A 17667-nucleotide genomic window follows, 5' to 3' on the forward strand; every position below is an offset into this window, starting at 1 on the left:
TTTAAGAATTTTGATAAAGTAAAAAGGAGTAAAAACGATGCAGAGGCGTTTTCAGCGTACTGAATTATTAATAGGCAGTGAAAATATGCAAAAGCTTGAAAATGCAACCGTTGCAATAATCGGACTAGGAGGAGTAGGTTCTTATGCAGCAGAGGCAGTAGCTAGAGCAGGAGTAGGCAAGATTGTTCTGGTAGATCACGATGTAGTGGAGGAGAGCAACATCAACCGTCAGCTGCCTGCTTTAAGTTCGACTGTAGGCAAGCTTAAAGTTGAGGTAATGCAACTCAGGATTAAAGATATCAACCCTGAAGTTAACTTGAAGATTTTCCCTTTGCGTTATACTTCTTATACCAGTCGTGATATTTTAGAAAAACCGCTTGATTATGTGATTGATGCCATTGATTCTTTACAGGACAAGGTACACCTCATAAAGACCTGCATGGAAGAAAACATTAAAGTAGTAAGTTCTATGGGGGCTGCCAACCGTTTAAACCCTCAGATGTTGAAGATAGGAGATATCAGTGAAACCAGGATTTGCCCTGTGGCTAAGAAGGTGCGGCATGAACTGCGCAAATCAGGTATTTTAAAAGGAGTAACTGTAGTGTATTCTGAAGAAGTTCCGGTGAAAACAGATTATAATGGAGAAACACGCTTGGGCAGTATAAGTTATGTTCCTGCTACAGCTGGGCTTCTTTTGGCCAGCTGTGTCATAAACGCCATCATAGAAAATAAGGTTTAAACAGGTATTGGTTAAGGGAGATAAGAGGTATGGCTGGTACTGACAAATTCCTGAATGAAATATATGATGTTTTATTAGCTTTTTTTGGACCTAGGGGGTGGTGGCCGGGAGAAAGCAGATGGGAAATAATGGTTGGAGCAGTTTTGACTCAGGTAGTAGCCTGGAAAAATGTTGAAAAGGCGATTGCTAATTTGAAAAAGGAGGGGTTATTAGAGCTGGAAAGCCTTTATGAGGCTGAAGAAGAGAAAATAGCTGATCTTATAAAGCCGGCTTTATATCACAGGCAGAAGGCTAAAAAGCTTAAGGTTTTATCCGGATATGTAATGGATAATTACCATGGTGATTTAGATTTAATGTTTAAAAAAGACCTTTATGTTTTAAGAAGGGAGCTTTTAGACCTCTGGGGGATAGGACCTGAAACAGCAGATTCTATTTTGCTTTATGCTGGGGATAAGCCTGTATTTGTAGTAGATGCTTATACAATAAGGATATTTTCGCGTTTAGGCATGGTCCATGAAAAAATAAGCTATAAAGAAATGCAGGATTTAATTCAACGAAATTTAGCTTCAGATGTTCAGATGTTCAACGAATACCATGCTTTACTGGTAGCTTTAGGAGCAAATTACTGCTTGAAAAGTAATCCTAAATGCAAAATTTGTCCTTTAAATAATTTTTGCAATTATTTTAAAATAAGCAGGAAAAATAAATGAGGAGGTCGAATAATTTGATTTACTGGGATCAGGAAAAAGAATGTATGCCATTAGAGCAGTTGAGGGAATTACAGCTTAGAAGGCTTAAAGAAACAGTTTATCGCGTATATGCGTTTGTTCCTGCCTATCAAAAAAAGATGGATGAAGCAGGGGTAAAGCCTGATGATATAAAGACTTTAGATGACCTAAAAAAACTTCCTTTTACTACCAAGCAGGATTTAAGAGATAATTATCCGTTTGGTTTATTTGCGGTTCCTATGAGCGAGGTAGTTCGCATTCATTCTTCTTCGGGAACGACAGGCAAACCTACGGTAGTAGGTTATACCAGAAAAGATATAGATATTTGGGCAGAACTTATGGCACGTGCTTTGATAAGTGCGGGTGCAACTAGACATTCGGTTATCCAGAATGCCTATGGATATGGACTTTTTACTGGTGGCTTAGGGGTTCATTATGGAGCAGAAAAAATAGGAGCTTCAGTTATTCCTAGCTCGGGGGGAAATACAAAGAGGCAGATTATGCTGATGCAAGATTTTGGAACTACTATTTTAACCTGTACTCCTTCTTATGCTTTGTTTATGTATGAAGTAATGAAGGAAATGGGGATAGATCCTGCTGATTTGAAATTGAAGGCAGGTATATTTGGGGCTGAGCCTTGGTCAGAGAATATGCGCCGTGAAATTGAAAACAACCTTAAAATAGATGCTTATGATATATATGGTTTGAGCGAGATAATAGGACCTGGAGTTGCCATAGAGTGTTCTTATAAAAATGGCTTACATATTGCAGAAGATCATTTTATTGCTGAAATTATTGATCCTGAAACAGGGGAAGTTTTAGAAGATGGTAGGCAAGGGGAATTAGTAATTACTGCTATAACGAAAGAGGCTTTACCAATTATAAGATACAGAACCCGGGATTTAACTGCTCTTGATCGCACTCCCTGTGCATGTGGCAGAACCCATGTGCGTATGCAGAAGGTCTTAGGTCGTTCTGATGATATGGTTATAATAAGGGGAGTAAATGTTTTCCCATCTATGGTAGAAAGTGTTTTGCTTAATATCCCGGGTGTTGAGCCGTATTACCTTTTAGTAGTTGATCGCCGGGGTAATTTGGATGAATTGGAAGTACATGTAGAAGTATCAGAAAAGATTTTCAGCGATGAAATAAGGAAATTGGAAGAGTTAGAAGATTTGATTCGTCGTGAACTGGAAAGCGCATTAGGTATAGGTGTGAAAGTGCGTTTGGTTGAGCCTAAGTCTATTGAACGCAGTGAGGGCAAAGCTAAGCGGGTTATTGATAGGAGAAAAATTTAAGGAGGGATATTATGGCAAAACAAATATCAGTTTTTCTGGAGAATAAAGCGGGAAGGTTGGCTCATGTTACCAGGGTTTTAGGAGAAGCAGGTATAAATATCAGAGCCCTTTCAATAGCAGATACCTCTGATTTTGGAATTTTGCGTCTCATTGTTTCTGATCCAGATAAGGCATATGAAATACTGAAGGAATCAGGATTTACAGTGAGTGAAACAGAAGTTATAGCTGTTCAGGTTCCTGATTCTCCGGGAGGCCTTGCGGCAGTTTTAGAGCAGATGTCGGAGGAAAACCTGAATATCGAATACTTGTATGCTTTTCTAGGTACCTCGGAAAATAATGCTCTGGTTATCTTCAAAGTAGAAGATATAGAAAAGGCGCGTCAGGCTTTTACGAAGAGGGGAATAAAATTCCTGGATGAAAAGAGGCTTTATCAGCTTTAGATTTTGAACATTTACCAGGTAGAAGGCTTAAGTGTCTTCTACCTGGAAATATTAGTAATTGAAAGTTGATTAAACTCATATATATTTCATGATTACATCTCTAAATATCACACCTTCATCATGGCAAATCAATGTTCATCTGTCATTGTTTTAAATTCCAGCTACTTTAGTAATAACACCACTGCAGTTGAATTTCCTGTCTAGTTTATAGTTCCTGTCAGTATAATATTTACAGCAGTTTATGGGAAAATATAGAAAAGGAGGTGAAGAAATGAAGCAAGCCCTGAGTTTGGGTATTTTGGCAGCTATATTATTCGCAATATTCGTTTATTTTCAGGAACTCATCGGAGCAAGTGCTTTTTATATTGCGGCATTATCTATGGCTATGTTTGCAGTTATTGGCCCTTTTGGCGATTATTTAAAAACCGGGATAGCTATGCTTATAGGAGTAGCAGTAGCTATGGCAGGTATAGTAGTTTTAGCCGGAAAATTCCCGCTTCCGCCTGATAATACAGCCTATATAGCATTGGTATCAGGAATTGCTATATTTGTACTTGTATTATTATCTGCAATTGGTTTAAGAATTGATGCTATGTTTATAGGCTGGGCAGGTTATAATGCTGCTGTTTTCCCGGTTTATTTAACTGATGCTTCATTGCTTGCTGAACAGGCGTTGCCGGCTGCGGTCGGGGTAAGTGTTTCTCTGCTCGTAGGTCTGGTGTTATCGCTTATAGTTGTTAGGATTGCCATGGCAGTTAATAAATAATAATGGAAGGAGGGAAGATATTGAATATACGCAGGCAGCCGAATATATACCTAGTGTTATTACTTACCTTGTATCTGGTTTTTATGCCTTCTCAAGCAGCACTGAGTCAGGGGACAGCCAAAGTTATAGACAATGAATTGGTCGTAACCCAGCTTGACGATAATGGTCAGGTAAAGGATATAAAAGTATTAAATCATATTAGGGTTTTTGGCAAAGGTCAGTATACCATTGAAGACCAAACAGGTTTCAAGCTTTCTTCGCTAAGAAATCTTTATAGCAAAGAACCTGTGAGTGAGCAAAATGGTATGATCAAAATATCTGCTGCTATCCCCGGGGATAGACAGTATAAGGATATTTACTACCTGGCTTCCATAGATAAAAAAGAAATATCCCGGATAAATATACCAGTAAGTGTTCAGGTGGAATATTACTTGGATGGCAAAAAAGTAAAAGCCTCTGAACTTACAGGCAAGAGCGGACATTTAAAGATTGTATGCACTTTTGAAAATAAGACTGGGGAGAAGAAGGTGTTAGAATTTACCGATTCGCAGGGAAATCTGGTACAAAAGGAAGCTGAAATTTATACGCCTTATGTAGTTTCTCTTTCTGGTTGGGAATTCAGCAATAAAAAGTTTTCTAATGTCCAGGCTCCAGGCAGGCCAGGAGAGTCTCCAGGTGGAGTAGTGGTAAACATTAAGGATAAAACTGCAGTAAGCTGGACAGTTCCCCTTATTCCGCCTAAATATCCGGCTAAACAGTATATTGTGTTGGAGGCTGATGGAAAAGATATAGAACTTCCCAGCTTCAAAATTGCTGTTATTCCGGTACTTCCTACTACTTCAGAAGTAGATTCGCTTTCTCAGGTACAGCAAAGTCTCTCTATGCTTTATGATGGTTTTGATAAAATTCAAGCCGGAGTAGGTGCAGAAGATAAAGATGCTACTTTGCTATATGGTTTAAAGGCGGTAGAACAAGGGCTGCAGCAGATGAGCAGTGGACTTGGAACTCTTATAGGGAAAGTAAAAATGATGCGTTTTGGACTTTCTAATCCGGCATTTGATGCGGCAAGCTATGATACCTTAAAAGGAACAGATGCCGAAGGAAACACACCCGGAGCTAAAGATGCGGCAGGTCTTATTAAGAAAACCGTAGATGAAAAACTAATTCCCGCATTAGCTGCCCAAAAAATGGTATTAAATGTAATGCAGACTACCATTGGAACTTCGGCTGATCAGGGACAAACTCCTTCGCTCTCAACAAGCTTATATAATGACATTAATTATCTTAAAACGGCTGTAGCCGGTACTCCTGCAGAACAGGTTATAACCGGAGCTATTGAGCCAAAGCTTGCGGCTATGAATCATAATGTAGGAGTATTTAGAGATGGCGGTCAAATGATAACATCCAGCGGTACTGTTGATTTTCCAGCAAGTGTAAGTGCTTTAGAATTAGGAGCTAATATGTTGTCTTCCAGCCTTGGTAAGGTGGATGCTGGATTAGGCCTTATGGTAGCAGGATTAGGAGATATTGATAGAAATGGAAAACCGGTAAAAGCAGTTACTTCAGACGGCAGTCCGGCTACTTTGCTTTATGCTCTGGCGGCTATGCAGGCGGGCATAGATGAAAAAGCACTTCCTGGCATTAAAAAGATTAAAGAAGGAACAGGGGCTATTGGTAGCGGAGCTGGAGAGGCTAAAGAAGCTATTGCCGAAGGCATGAAGACTTTTGCTTCGGTAGGAGCTATTGCAAAAGCTTTAGAAGAAAAAGCTAAAGCTGCTGATACCTTCCTCGGCAAGCCGGAAGGTGCTGAAGGAAGTGTGGCTTATGTTTTCCAGACTCCTGAAGTAAGTAAACAGGCTAATGCAGTTAAATATGGTGCAGGAGTAATCGTTGTGGCTTTAATTATTTTATTTGCAATTGGACGCTCGTCTAAACAGGTTTTTCAGGCTGGCGTTCAGGAAAATGCTTAAAAAATGATAAATTGGAAAATGAGGGGGTAATTTTTGTGAAGAAAAAGATGGTTTTACTGGTTGCGATGATGATGCTCTTTGCTTTTACTGTGGGAGCAGTTGCTGGTTCTACTTCTCAGGTTATCCAGGCAACTTTGGCTAATGACATTAAATTTATGCTCAACGGCAAGGCATGGACTCCTCAGATTGATGGGAATAATGTAAGTCCTATAATTTATAATGGACGTACTTATCTTCCTGCTCGTCCTTTGGCAGAAGCCCTTGGAGTTAAAATAGACTGGGATAACGCAACCAGAACGGTAATATTAGGAGAAGCTCCGGCTGTTCCTCAGCCTGAACCTAAAGAAGAGCCGAAAGATGAACCAAAACCGGAAACTGGAACTGAAACGGAAACAGCAGCCATTACTAATGCTGAAGATACGGCTAAGGCAATAGTAAAAGCATTTGCTCCGGTTAGTGTGAAAATAAGCATTTCTGGTAAAGTAGCAGGTATGGTGCCAGTAGGTGCTGAAGGAAATGCATCTATTGCAGCTGACGGCAAAGCTACAGCTAATATTAAAGGTGATGCCGGACCTCTGGGCAAAAGTGATGTAAATGCGGCTTTGTGTCCTTATTCTGAACTTATTTATGGACCGGAAGCTGCAGCATTAGAAGTGGTAAAAGGAGCTGTTTTTGAAGACAAAGGCGATGTTTATGTTATAACTGTTACTGGCGATACTCCGGATTCTTTATTAGAACTACTTAACAAGGTAAATGATAAGGCTACCTGGTTTGATGTTGAAGGAACTGTTTTAATTACTGTAGATAAGGAAACTAATCAGGTTGTAGATATAACTATCAAAGATGGAACTGCTAAGGTAAATACTCCGCTGGGCGAAAAAGAAGCTACTTATGAAGCAACTTTCACCTATACCTATTAAATTAAACAGCAATAACTTGAATTAAAAAAGGGGCAGCTTTTACAGCTGTCCTTTTTTTATGGATTTGTTGACATAGATTAAGAGTATAACAATATTTTTTAAAATGTATAACTTTGGTTAAAAGGTGCCTGTTATTCTTAAAACTTCTAATTTGGCAGAATTGTTTTGTCGAAATAACAAAAATGATCTTAAATTTTTTTTTTTTTTAAAAAAGAGGTATTTTAATCTTTGAGTAGAATAAAGTGGATTAAAGTGGTGTAAAGTGGTGTAACTTCCCTATAATTTTAAAGGAGAATTTTAATTTATGTTCCTGGGGGAATATCAACATTCGTTAGATGCCAAGGGAAGAATAACGATTCCTGCTAAGTTTCGGGATGGCTTAGGGAATAAATTTATTGCCACAAAGGGCTTGGATAATTGTATATTTCTTTATCCTTTAAACGAATGGCATTTAATTGAAGAAAAACTGCGCCAGCTTCCTCTTACCAGGGCTGATGTAAGGGCATTTGTGCGCTTTTTTTTCTCCGGGGCATCAGAGCTTGAAATAGATAAACAGGGTAGAACAGTTTTGCCTCTTAATCTCAGGGATTATGCACAAATAGAAAAGGATATAGTAATAATAGGAGTAGGATCACGTATTGAGATTTGGTCAGTTGACAACTGGAAAGAATATAATGATAAAGCTGCTTCTTCTTATGAAGAGATAGCAGAAAAACTTGTGGATTTAGGAATATAGGAGTGTTGTGATGCACAAGCCAGTTTTATTGGAGGAAACGATAGAAAATTTGGTGACTGATCCGGGAGGAGTCTATGTTGATTGCACATTAGGCGGAGGAGGACATCTTAGAAGGCTTATGCAGGATTTAAATGATGAGGCAAAAGTCTTTGCTTTTGATAAGGATAAGGAAATTCTTTTCCAAACCCGGACAAAGTTAGATTATTCTAATATCGTTTTTATTCATTCTGATTTTAGATTTCTAAAGGATAAGTTATTGGAGCATGATGTAGAAAAAGTTGATGGTATAATGCTTGACCTGGGAGTATCATCTTTTCAGCTTGATATTAAAGAACGCGGATTTAGCTTTCATGAAGATGCCAGGTTGGATATGAGAATGGATCGGGAGCAGGATTTAACTGCTTGGGATATTGTAAATAATTATGAGGAAGAAGAAATAAAGAGGATTATTTATGATTATGGGGAAGAAAGGTTTGCTCGAAGCATTGCCAGAGCAATCGTTAAATACCGGCAAACTGAATCTATAGATACTACTGCAAAATTAGTTGAAATAATTAAGTCAGCTGTTCCCCCTTCTTATCGCAGGAAGAAGCATCCTGCACGCCGAACTTTTCAGGCTTTGCGTATAGCTGTAAATGGGGAACTTGATGCTTTGAAAGAGGTTTTACCACAGGCAGTTGAAATCTTAAAGCCGGGTGGAAGGCTTTGTGTCATAACCTTTCATTCATTAGAAGACAGGATAGTTAAAAGTTTTTTGCAGGAAAAAGCCAGAGGATGTATATGTCCGCCAGGAATGCCTGTGTGTACATGTGGCAATAAGCCACTCGTAAAACTGATAAATAAAAAGCCGATTGTTCCTGCTGAAAAGGAGTGTTTTGATAATCCGAGAGCACGGAGTGCCAAGCTGAGGGTAGCCGAAAAATTATAGTTCTATGAAAGGGGAGAGGAGAATAGTAATGTTACAGGCAGAATATAAATATACGGATTATACTGGCTATTCAGAAAATTATTCCGAAAATTTTTATACAAAAGAGCCGGCAAAGGGAAAAAAAGTAAATCCGGATAGAGCTAGAAAGAAGAAGCTGCTTTTTAAGGTTATAGTATTGTTTTTTGCCTATGCCTTGGTTTTAGTATATTTATGTGTAAAAGGTGCTACTTTAGATTATCAGATAGTCCAGCTGGAAAAGGAGATTCATCAGATTGAAACAGAAAATTTACGATTGGAGTATCTGACTGAAAACAGCTGTTCTTTAGAAAATGTAGAAAAAATAGCTGTTGCTGAATTGGGGATGAGAAAGCCGGAAGCTAAAATAGATTTAGCAGTTTTAGAACCAGAGATTAAACCGTCTGTGCCTGAGAAGTTTGAAGTTAATGAAACAGATACAGGTAAAATAACAGAAAAAGAAAAGCCTTTTTACAGGCTTTATTCTAATTTATCTTTGCTGGCAGCAAAAAAATAGGTGTTAAGTAGGAGTGGTAAATGGGTGCAAACTACTAGCTTAACAGTAAGAAAGCGTATAGCTACGCTTTTTTTATTATTTACAGTAGGGTTTGTTTTGCTTTGTGTCAGGATTTTTTGGGTTCAATTTGTGAAAGGAGCCGAATTATCAGAAAAAGCGATGCAGAATAGAATGCGGGATATTCCGGTCGAAGCTAAAAGGGGGATTATATACGATCGAAATGGACATGAACTTGCAATATCGGTAAGTGCTGATTCGATCTACGCTATTCCGGCAGAAGTTAAGGCTTCTAAAAGAGAAAAGGAGATTGCAGCCAAAATTGCCCAGGTCTTGGGGCTGGATGAAGAAAGGGTTTATAAAAAAATAACTAATAATACTTCTTTTGAATGGATAAAGAGGCAGGTAGATCATGAAGCAGCTCAAAAACTGAGGAAGATGGATTTGCCAGGGATAGGTTTTACTGAAGAAAGCAGGCGCTTTTATCCTAAGGGGACATTAGCCAGCCATGTTTTAGGTATAGCAGGTATTGATAACAAAGGCTTAGAGGGAATTGATTATTATTATGATAAATTAGTAGGAGGAACTAAAGGTAGAATAGTTATAGAACACGATGCAGCTAACAGGCCTATACCTGAAGCCACTCATAAGTATATTCCGCCTCAGGATGGAGCAAATCTAATATTAACCATAGATGAAACTATTCAGTATATTACTGAGCGCGAGCTGGATAAAGTTTTTAAGGAGAAAAAAGCAAAGGCTGCTGCTGCTATAGTTATGGATACTTCAACTGGAGAAATATTGGCTATGGCTTCAAGACCCACCTTCGATCCTAATGACTATAACAGTTATCCTGCTTCTAATCGACGCAATTTTGCGATTAATGATGTTTATGAACCAGGATCTACTATGAAAATTATTACTGCTGCTATGGCATTAGAAGAAAAAATAGTAACACCGGGTAAAAAGTTTTTTTGTCCGGGTTATGTTAAAGTTGGTAAAGAGACGATAGGCTGTTCTAACCATAAAGCTCATGGAAGCCAGACTTTTAGCGAAGTGGTGGCTAATTCATGTAATGTTGGTTTTGTTGAGGTAGGGTTAGAAATTGGTATAGATAGGTATTATAAATATATAGATAAATTTGGCTTTGGAAAGCCTACCGGCATAGATCTCCCCGGAGAGGCTAGAGGCATTTTAGTTCCTAAAGAAAGGGCTATGCAGATTGACTTGGCTACTATGTCTATAGGGCAGGCTAATGCGGTTACGGCATTGCAGCTTATTACTGCAGTGTCTGCTGTGGCTAATGGTGGTCTGCTTATGAAACCTCATTTGGTAAAAAGTATTATTGATAGTGAAGGAAATATAATAAAAAAATTTGAACCTGAGACGGTGAGAAGGGTAATTTCACCTGAAACTGCTCGCGAACTTTGTTTGATACTTGAGGGAGTAGTCGAAAATGGAACCGGAAAAAATGCTTATATAGAAGGATATAGGGTAGCCGGAAAAACCGGGACTGCTCAAAAAATATCCCCTACAGGTGGATATTTACCCAACGAGTATGTAGCTTCATTTATAGGTTTTGCTCCGGCTGATAAACCCAAACTGGCATGTATAGTAGTAGTTGATTCTCCTCAAGGTTATCCATACTATGGTGGATGGGTAGCTGCTCCCGTTTTTCGGGAGATAATGAAAGATTCTCTACGTTATCTTGAAGTTCCGCTTTACAAGGAAAATAAGGGAAAAGCTGAAGAGGATAAAATTGAAAAAGTAGTAGTTCCGGATGTAGTAAATCTTACTTTATCAGAGGCAATTTCGACCATGACTTCGCGAGGGCTTAATGTAAAAATTATTGGAACTGGAAATATTGTATGGAAGCAAACACCTAAGCCTGATGTAAAAGTTAATAAAGGTAGTCAGATTATTATTCATCTTTCTGCACTTCAGCCTAATAATAGCGAAGGAGAAGTTACAGTACCTGATCTTGAAGGCAAATCTATGAGGGAAGTAGCTAAGATACTGGCTGATTTAGGGCTTCATCTTTTGCCTGAAGGATATGGATTAGCTTATGAACAGTCTCCAGAGCCGGGAAAAGTTGTAACAGTTGGTTCAAGTATTAAGGTTAAGTTTCAGCCCGTAGGTGAATAAGAATGAGACTTGGAAAGGGGAGAAAATAGATGTTGTTGAAAGATTTACTTGATGGAATTGAATATAGAATAATAAGTGGAAATATTGATAAAGAGATAAAAGGAGTCCATTATGATTCGCGCCAGGTTAAGCCTGATTCGCTTTTTATATGTGTTAAAGGATTTAAAACAGATGGACATAATTATATTGACCAGGCTTTAGCTAATGGCGCAGTAGCGATTTTGGCTGAAAATGAAAAAAAGGTTGATAAAGATGTAACTTATATTATTACATCTAATACCCGTGAGGCTATGGCTAAAATAGCTTCCAATTTTTATAAAAAACCTTCTGCATTTATGCGGGTAATAGGTGTTACAGGTACAAATGGTAAAACTACTACTACCCATCTTATACAGAGTATTTTGCAGGAGGCTTCTCATAAAACTGGTATATTAGGCACTTTATATGCCAGGATTGATGATTATGAAAAGGAGCTGGGACATACTACCCCTGAAGCGTTGGAGATAGAGGAATTTGTAGATTTATGCCGTGAAAAAAAAGCTGATTATGTGGTTATGGAAGTTTCTTCACATGCTCTCGATTTATTCAGGGTTAAAGAAATAGATTATAATGTGGCAGTATTTACAAATTTAACTCAAGATCATCTTGATTATCATAAAAATATGGAAGATTATAAGAATGCTAAGCTGAAATTGTTCAGTATGATACCAAATAGGAAAGAAAATTTTGCCATAATAAATAATGATGATAGATATGCTTCTGATTTTATAAAGGCGGCTAATGTCCAGGTTGTTACTTATGCAGTAGAAAATGAGGCAGACGTAAAGGCATATAATTTGAATATTACTGCAGAGGGCACCAGCTTTATGGTCAAATATGAGAATATAGATTTTGAGATTAATATGCAGCTTATTGGTTTATTCAGCGTATACAATGCTTTGGCTGCTATTGCTTTTGCTTTAAAAGAGGGCATAAGCCCGGAAATAATAAAGAGTGCTTTGGCTAAGAATTCAGGGGTAGCAGGAAGGTTTGAGCAGGTAAAATGCGGGCAAGATTTTACGGTAATAGTAGATTATGCGCATACCCATGATGGACTGGAGAATATTCTTAAAACAGCCCGGGAGCTTACTAAAAAAAGGCTTATAACCGTATTTGGTTGCGGTGGAGATCGTGATAGGACCAAAAGACCCTTAATGGGGGAAGTGGCTGCAAGATACAGCGACTTTTGTGTTGTGACTTCAGATAATCCAAGAAGCGAAGATCCCAAGGCTATAATTGATGATATTATTCCTGGACTGTTGAAAGTTGAGAATTCCCGCTATGCCGTAGTTGTAGATAGACGAGAGGCCATAAGACATGCGATTTATATGGCTAAACCGGGTGATATTGTAATTATTGCCGGTAAAGGACACGAAACTTATCAATTAATTAAAGATAAGGTATTAGAATTTGATGACCGTAAAGTAGCTGCAGAATTTTTAAAGGAGATTGTTAAGTAATGAAGTTGAGTATAGATTTTATATGCCAGAGCGTTAGTGGCAAAATATTACATGGAGAAAATGCCGGTTTTATAACTGATGTGAATATTGATTCAAGAAGAATAACCCCGCAAAGTTTGTTCATAGCTTTACAGGGAGAAAGGTTTGATGGACATGACTTTATTTTAGAAGCTTTTGAAAAAGGTGCCTGCGCGGCAATCGTTCATAAGGATATAAATACAGAAAAAATTGATAAAGATAAGGTATTGATAAGAGTTGAAGATACTCTTAAAGCTTTGCAGATGCTCGCTAAAAGCTACCGTGAACAATTTGAAATTCCGGTTGTTGCGGTCACTGGAAGTGTAGGTAAGACTACTACCAAAGAAATAATTGCCTCCTGTCTTTCGTCCCAGTTCAATACATTAAAAACAGAAGGCAATTATAATAACGATATTGGTGTGCCATTAACTATTTTTAGATTGGAAGGATATCATCAGGCGGCAGTTATAGAAATGGCTATGCGGGCTAAAGGTGAAATTGACCGGCTTGCTGACATAGTAAGACCTTTCTGTGCAGTTATAACTAATGTGGAACCGGTTCATCTTGAAACTTTAGGAAGTTTAGAAAATATAGCCCATGCTAAATGTGAAGTCCTGCCTTATGTCAGTTCTGGTGGTTTTGCTTTGCTCAACGGAGATAATGAAATATTATTAGATGCAGCGAAAAGTTATTCTTGTAGAAAATATACCTTTGGCTATAATAAAGATTGTGATTTCAGGATTGTTAAGGTAGATGTTGAGAAAAAGGGAATAAAAATAAAGACCAGTCTTCTGGGAAAAGATTATTCTTTCCATTTTCCATCTTTTACCTCTAAACTGGCATATAATGCAGTAGCGGCAATTGCTTTATCTTATCTTTTGGGAATAGATGTCGATAAGGCCATTAATGATATGGCTAATTATGCGTTTGGCGAAAATCGTCTTAATGTACTGACTTTTGATGAAGGTGGCACCGTAATAAATGATACATATAATGCCAATCCTTTATCTATGGAAGCTGCTTTAGAAACAGGCAGGAGATTTAAAAAAAGTGGAAGGTTTGTTGCAGTTCTGGGAGATATGTATGAGCTAGGAGATTACGAAGTGCCGGGACATCTTAAAGTAGGCCTTAAAGCCTTTGAAAACAAAGTCGATATATTAGTTGCAGTAGGAGAAAAAGCAGAGTACATAGCTAAAGGGGCTTTAGAGGCTGGCATGAATCCTGAAAATGTTTATTACTTTAAAGATAAAGAGTTAGCACAGGAATTTTTGCGCCATAATTTTAACAGGCAAGATACAGTTTTGTTTAAGGCTTCAAGAGGAATGAAACTGGAGACTATGATAGAAGATTATTTACGCTTTCTTAACGATAAAAAATCAAAATAAAAGGTTATTTATGCGGGGGTTAGTTTTATGTCTCAATATGTAGTAAGTTCTTTATTGGCCGGACTTATAGCGGTTATAACCGTTTTGTTAATGGGACCTTTTATGATACCTTTTTTAACCCGTTTAAAGGCCGGACAGAGTATAAGAGAAGAAGGACCTAAAAGCCATTATGTCAAGGCAGGAACTCCTACTATGGGCGGAATAATGATTGTTACAGCGGTAATGGTAGCTATTTTTTTTATGGCTGGTGATAGTGTTGAAGCATGGGGTGCCATGTTCGTTATGCTGGCTTTTGGTGGAGTTGGCTTCTTAGATGATTATAGAAAGGTAGTTTTGAAGCGCTCTTTAGGTTTAAAAGCCAGGGAAAAACTTATCGGGCAGTTGATAATAGGAATTGTCTTTGGGTTGTTTTTAATATTTTATTTTGAAAGAGGGACAGAGGTTATTATTCCATTACTAAAGGGAGCAGTTGATTTAGGTCATTTATATATACCTTTTTTGATATTGGTTCTAATGGGGACTTCAAATGCGGTAAATCTTACAGATGGTTTGGATGGCTTAGCTTCAGGGGTTACTTTTTTTGTGGCGATAGCTTTAGCATTAACAAGCATTATGACAGGACATTATGAACTGTTAATTTTTTGTATGGCCTTAGCCGGTGCCTGCATTGGTTTTTTAGTTTTCAACCGTCATCCGGCCCGTGTTTTTATGGGAGATACCGGTTCTATGGCATTAGGTGGAGCAATAGCAGCTGTAGCAGCATTTAATAAAATGGAAATAGCTTTAGTTATTATAGGGGGTGTTTATGTATTAGAAGCTCTTAGTGTTATAATACAGGTCGCATTTTTTAAAACTACCGGAAAAAGGATTTTTCTTATGAGCCCCCTGCATCATCATTTTGAGTTAAAGGGATGGCCTGAAAAAAAGGTAGTAAGATTTTTCTGGCTGCTTTCAGCTTTATTTGCTTTATTAGGTTTATTATCCCTTAAAGGAGCAGGCAGTTATTATATAGGCTGCTTTTTAATTTGATAATACTGGAAACAGGAGAACGTAAATCATGGTGGAAGATTTTAAAGGAAAAAGAGTGTTGGTTTTAGGTATGGCTAGAAGCGGCTTGGCTGCGGTTGATATTTTGCTTAAGCGTGGGGCTTTTGTAACGATAGCCGATGGCGGCAGTTCTGAACAGATTAAAGAAACAGCGGAAAAATTGAAAGATAAAGGACTTGATATTTTTATTGGCGGTTATCCGGAAATAAAAAAAGAAGATTTTGACCTTTTGGTACTAAGCCCTGGAATACCCCTTGATATAGAGCCAATTCAGGCTGCTTATAGGCAAGGGGTTCCTATTATTGGAGAACTTGAGCTTGCTTATCTAATTAAATCTCCTGCGGTGCGAATATATGCAGTTACAGGCACCAATGGCAAAACTACTACTACCGCGTTACTGCAGGCTATTTTTGAAAAAAATGGGGAAAATTCTTTGATGGGTGGTAATATTGGCATCCCACTTACTAAGATCATGGATGAATTAGAAGAAGGTGTTATTGCTGCCGAGGTTTCAAGTTTTCAGCTTGAAACTATAAAAAGTTTTAGACCTGATATCTGCGGGATTCTTAATATAACTCCTGATCATTTGGATAGACATAAAAATATGCAGAAATATATTGAAGCTAAGGCTAAGATTTTTGCTAATCAAAGGGCAGAGGATTTTGCGGTCTTAAATTATGATGATGATCTGGTAAGAAATTTAGCCTCTTTGAGTAAGGCGAAAGTAATATTTTTTTCAATTAGTCATATATTAAATGAAGGTTTATTTATTAAAAAAGATAGGATAGTTGTCAGGTTAAATGGAGAAGAAAATGAAATTTGCCGGTTAGAAGATATTTTACTTAAAGGAAAGCATAATCTAGAGAATGTTTTATGTGCGGCCTCAATTGCCCTTTTGGCAGGTGTTAAGGGAGAGGTTATAAAAGAAACCTTACGGACTTTTAAAGGTGTAAGACATCGAATGGAAGAAGTGGGAATAATTGATGGTATTCTTTATGTTAATGATTCAAAGGCCACCAATCCAGAATCAGCTTTAAAAGCTTTGGAAGCTTATAACAGTCCTGTAATACTTATTGCTGGGGGGAGGAATAAAGGGGCTGATTTTAGAAATTTTGCCCGGACAGCAAAGAACAAAGTCAAATATCTCATTCTTTTGGGAGAAGCCAAAGAAGAAATAAAACAGGCATTTATAGAAGAAGATTTTAAGTTTATATATGAAGCTTTTAATATGCGTGAAGCAGTCATGATTGCTAAAAAATTGGCTGAAAAAGGAGATGTTGTTTTATTATCTCCGGCATGTGCCAGTTGGGATATGTTTAAGAACTATGAACACAGGGGAGATTGTTTCTGTGCACTTGTTAAAGATTTGGCTGATTAAGAATAATTCTTGTTGTGATTAGGGGGGGAGGTTAATGCGGCTTAAAAAAGGACCACCTGATTTTGTCCTTTTTATAACTATTTTAGCATTAGTAGGGATAGGACTCATTATGGTTTTCAGTTCGAGTTCGGTTACTGCTAATGTCAGATATGGTGATCCTTATTATTTTTTTAAGCGGCAGTTGATGTGGGCATGTATAGGAACAGCAGCTATGATAGTTGTCATGCGAATGAGCCTTCCCAAGCTTAAGGCTTTAGTTTATCCCTTGGCGATTTTTGCTTTAATATGTCTTATTTTAGTTATTACTCCCTTGGGAATAGCAGCAAAAGGATCCAGCCGCTGGCTTGGGATAGGTTTTCTCTCTTTTACCCCTTCGGAGTTGGCCAAGCTGGCAATAGTTATGTTTATGGCTAAAACTCTGGAAGTTAATATTGATAATATAAAATCTTTTAAAAAAGGGCTTTTACCTTATTTAATAATGCTTGCCATAGTATGTGGCCTTATCATGATGCAGCCGGATTTGGGAACTTCGTTTGCCATAGCAGGTACGGTTTTCTTTATGCTTTTGGCGGCAGGTGCGCGGTGGTCACATTTAGTAGGGTTGTCAGTAGCAGGTTTAGGAGCTGTCTTTGCTGCGATTATGCTTGAGCCATATAGATTGGAACGTTTTATTGCCTTTTGGAATCCCTGGAAATATGCTTCTGATGAAGGATTTCAAACTATTCAATCTTTATATGCTTTAGGTTCAGGCGGTTTATTCGGCATGGGGTTGGGACGTAGCCGGCAGAAGTTTTTTTATTTACCTGAACAGCATACCGACTTTATTTTTGCTATTTTAGGGGAAGAGTTGGGTTTTATAGGTGCTTTTTTGGTAATTGCACTATTTCTCCTTTTTGCCTGGCGGGGATTTAAGATAGCTATAAATGCACCGGATAATTTCAGCAGTTTGCTGGCAGCAGGAATTACTACCATGATAGTTTTTCAGGCGGCAATCAATATTGGAGTAGTTGCAGGGGCTTTACCGGTTACGGGGATAACTTTGCCTTTTATAAGTTATGGAGGGTCATCATTACTTTTTACTATGATAGGAGCAGGTATTTTGCTTAATATTTCAAGATATAGTTCGGAAAGATAGGAGGAT

The 17667-nt window shown here is 38.0% G+C and carries 16 protein-coding genes; all 16 read left to right on the top strand.

Going from position 1 to position 17667, the window contains the following annotated elements; translation table 11 throughout:
* Positions 1–37: 37 nt before the first annotated feature.
* The 16 genes from H0Z36_RS07075 (at position 38) to ftsW (ending at position 17661) form a co-directional block, all read left to right on the top strand.
* Positions 38–739 (top strand): tRNA threonylcarbamoyladenosine dehydratase, encoded by a 702-nt coding sequence (locus H0Z36_RS07075; RefSeq protein ID WP_296864908.1) that lies wholly within the window; start codon positions 38–40, stop codon positions 737–739.
* 29 nt (positions 740–768) lie between these two features.
* Entirely contained in the window at positions 769–1449 is a 681-nt protein-coding gene (locus tag H0Z36_RS07080; protein ID WP_296864910.1) for an endonuclease III domain-containing protein, read from the top strand.
* 14 nt (positions 1450–1463) lie between these two features.
* Positions 1464–2765 carry a phenylacetate--CoA ligase gene (locus H0Z36_RS07085; protein ID WP_296864912.1) on the top strand — a complete coding sequence of 434 codons (1302 nt, stop codon included), beginning with the start codon at positions 1464–1466 and terminating at the stop codon, positions 2763–2765.
* Positions 2766–2773: 8 nt separating this feature from the next.
* Positions 2774–3205, top strand: coding sequence for an ACT domain-containing protein (locus tag H0Z36_RS07090; protein ID WP_296865092.1), 432 nt, complete (start codon positions 2774–2776; stop codon positions 3203–3205).
* A gap of 271 nt (positions 3206–3476) precedes the next feature.
* The gene (locus H0Z36_RS07095; protein WP_296864914.1) at positions 3477–3971 is read left to right on the top strand and encodes a hypothetical protein; all 495 of its coding nucleotides are present in this window, start codon (positions 3477–3479) and stop codon (positions 3969–3971) included.
* A 20-nt stretch (positions 3972–3991) separates the two neighbouring features.
* A complete protein-coding gene (locus tag H0Z36_RS07100) occupies positions 3992–5941 on the top strand; it encodes a hypothetical protein (protein WP_296864915.1) in 1950 nt (649 codons plus the stop codon).
* Positions 5942–5976: 35 nt separating this feature from the next.
* A complete protein-coding gene (locus H0Z36_RS07105) occupies positions 5977–6861 on the top strand; it encodes a copper amine oxidase N-terminal domain-containing protein (protein WP_296864917.1) in 885 nt (294 codons plus the stop codon).
* 304 nt (positions 6862–7165) lie between these two features.
* Positions 7166–7597 (top strand): division/cell wall cluster transcriptional repressor MraZ, encoded by a 432-nt coding sequence (mraZ, locus tag H0Z36_RS07110; RefSeq protein WP_296864919.1) that lies wholly within the window; start codon positions 7166–7168, stop codon positions 7595–7597.
* 10 nt (positions 7598–7607) lie between these two features.
* Entirely contained in the window at positions 7608–8525 is a 918-nt protein-coding gene (rsmH, locus tag H0Z36_RS07115) for a 16S rRNA (cytosine(1402)-N(4))-methyltransferase RsmH (RefSeq protein ID WP_296864921.1), read from the top strand.
* Between the two features lie 28 nt (positions 8526–8553).
* Positions 8554–9057, top strand: a complete 504-nt coding sequence (locus tag H0Z36_RS07120; protein ID WP_296864923.1) for a cell division protein FtsL — start codon at positions 8554–8556, stop codon at positions 9055–9057.
* A gap of 24 nt (positions 9058–9081) precedes the next feature.
* Positions 9082–11199: a stage V sporulation protein D gene (locus tag H0Z36_RS07125; protein ID WP_296864925.1), complete on the top strand. Its 2118-nt coding sequence runs from the start codon at positions 9082–9084 to the stop codon at positions 11197–11199.
* 29 nt (positions 11200–11228) lie between these two features.
* Positions 11229–12698, top strand: a complete 1470-nt coding sequence (locus H0Z36_RS07130) for a UDP-N-acetylmuramoyl-L-alanyl-D-glutamate--2,6-diaminopimelate ligase (protein ID WP_296864927.1) — start codon at positions 11229–11231, stop codon at positions 12696–12698.
* Complete coding sequence (gene murF, locus H0Z36_RS07135; protein ID WP_296864929.1) at positions 12698–14101, top strand: UDP-N-acetylmuramoyl-tripeptide--D-alanyl-D-alanine ligase; 1404 nt, start codon at positions 12698–12700, stop codon at positions 14099–14101. Before H0Z36_RS07130 ends, murF begins: the two co-directional genes overlap by 1 nt.
* Before the next feature lie 27 nt (positions 14102–14128).
* Positions 14129–15130, top strand: a complete 1002-nt coding sequence (gene mraY / locus H0Z36_RS07140; RefSeq protein WP_296864931.1) for a phospho-N-acetylmuramoyl-pentapeptide-transferase — start codon at positions 14129–14131, stop codon at positions 15128–15130.
* A 28-nt stretch (positions 15131–15158) separates the two neighbouring features.
* On the top strand, positions 15159–16526 hold the full coding sequence (gene murD / locus H0Z36_RS07145; RefSeq protein ID WP_296864933.1) for a UDP-N-acetylmuramoyl-L-alanine--D-glutamate ligase: 1368 nt from the start codon (positions 15159–15161) through the stop codon (positions 16524–16526).
* Positions 16527–16560: 34 nt separating this feature from the next.
* Positions 16561–17661: a putative lipid II flippase FtsW gene (gene ftsW, locus H0Z36_RS07150; RefSeq protein ID WP_296864935.1), complete on the top strand. Its 1101-nt coding sequence runs from the start codon at positions 16561–16563 to the stop codon at positions 17659–17661.
* The last annotated feature ends 6 nt before the right edge of the window (positions 17662–17667 follow it).

Source organism: Thermosyntropha sp. (assembly GCF_017656155.1).
Taxonomy (GTDB): Bacteria; Bacillota; Syntrophomonadia; order Syntrophomonadales; family Syntrophomonadaceae; genus Thermosyntropha.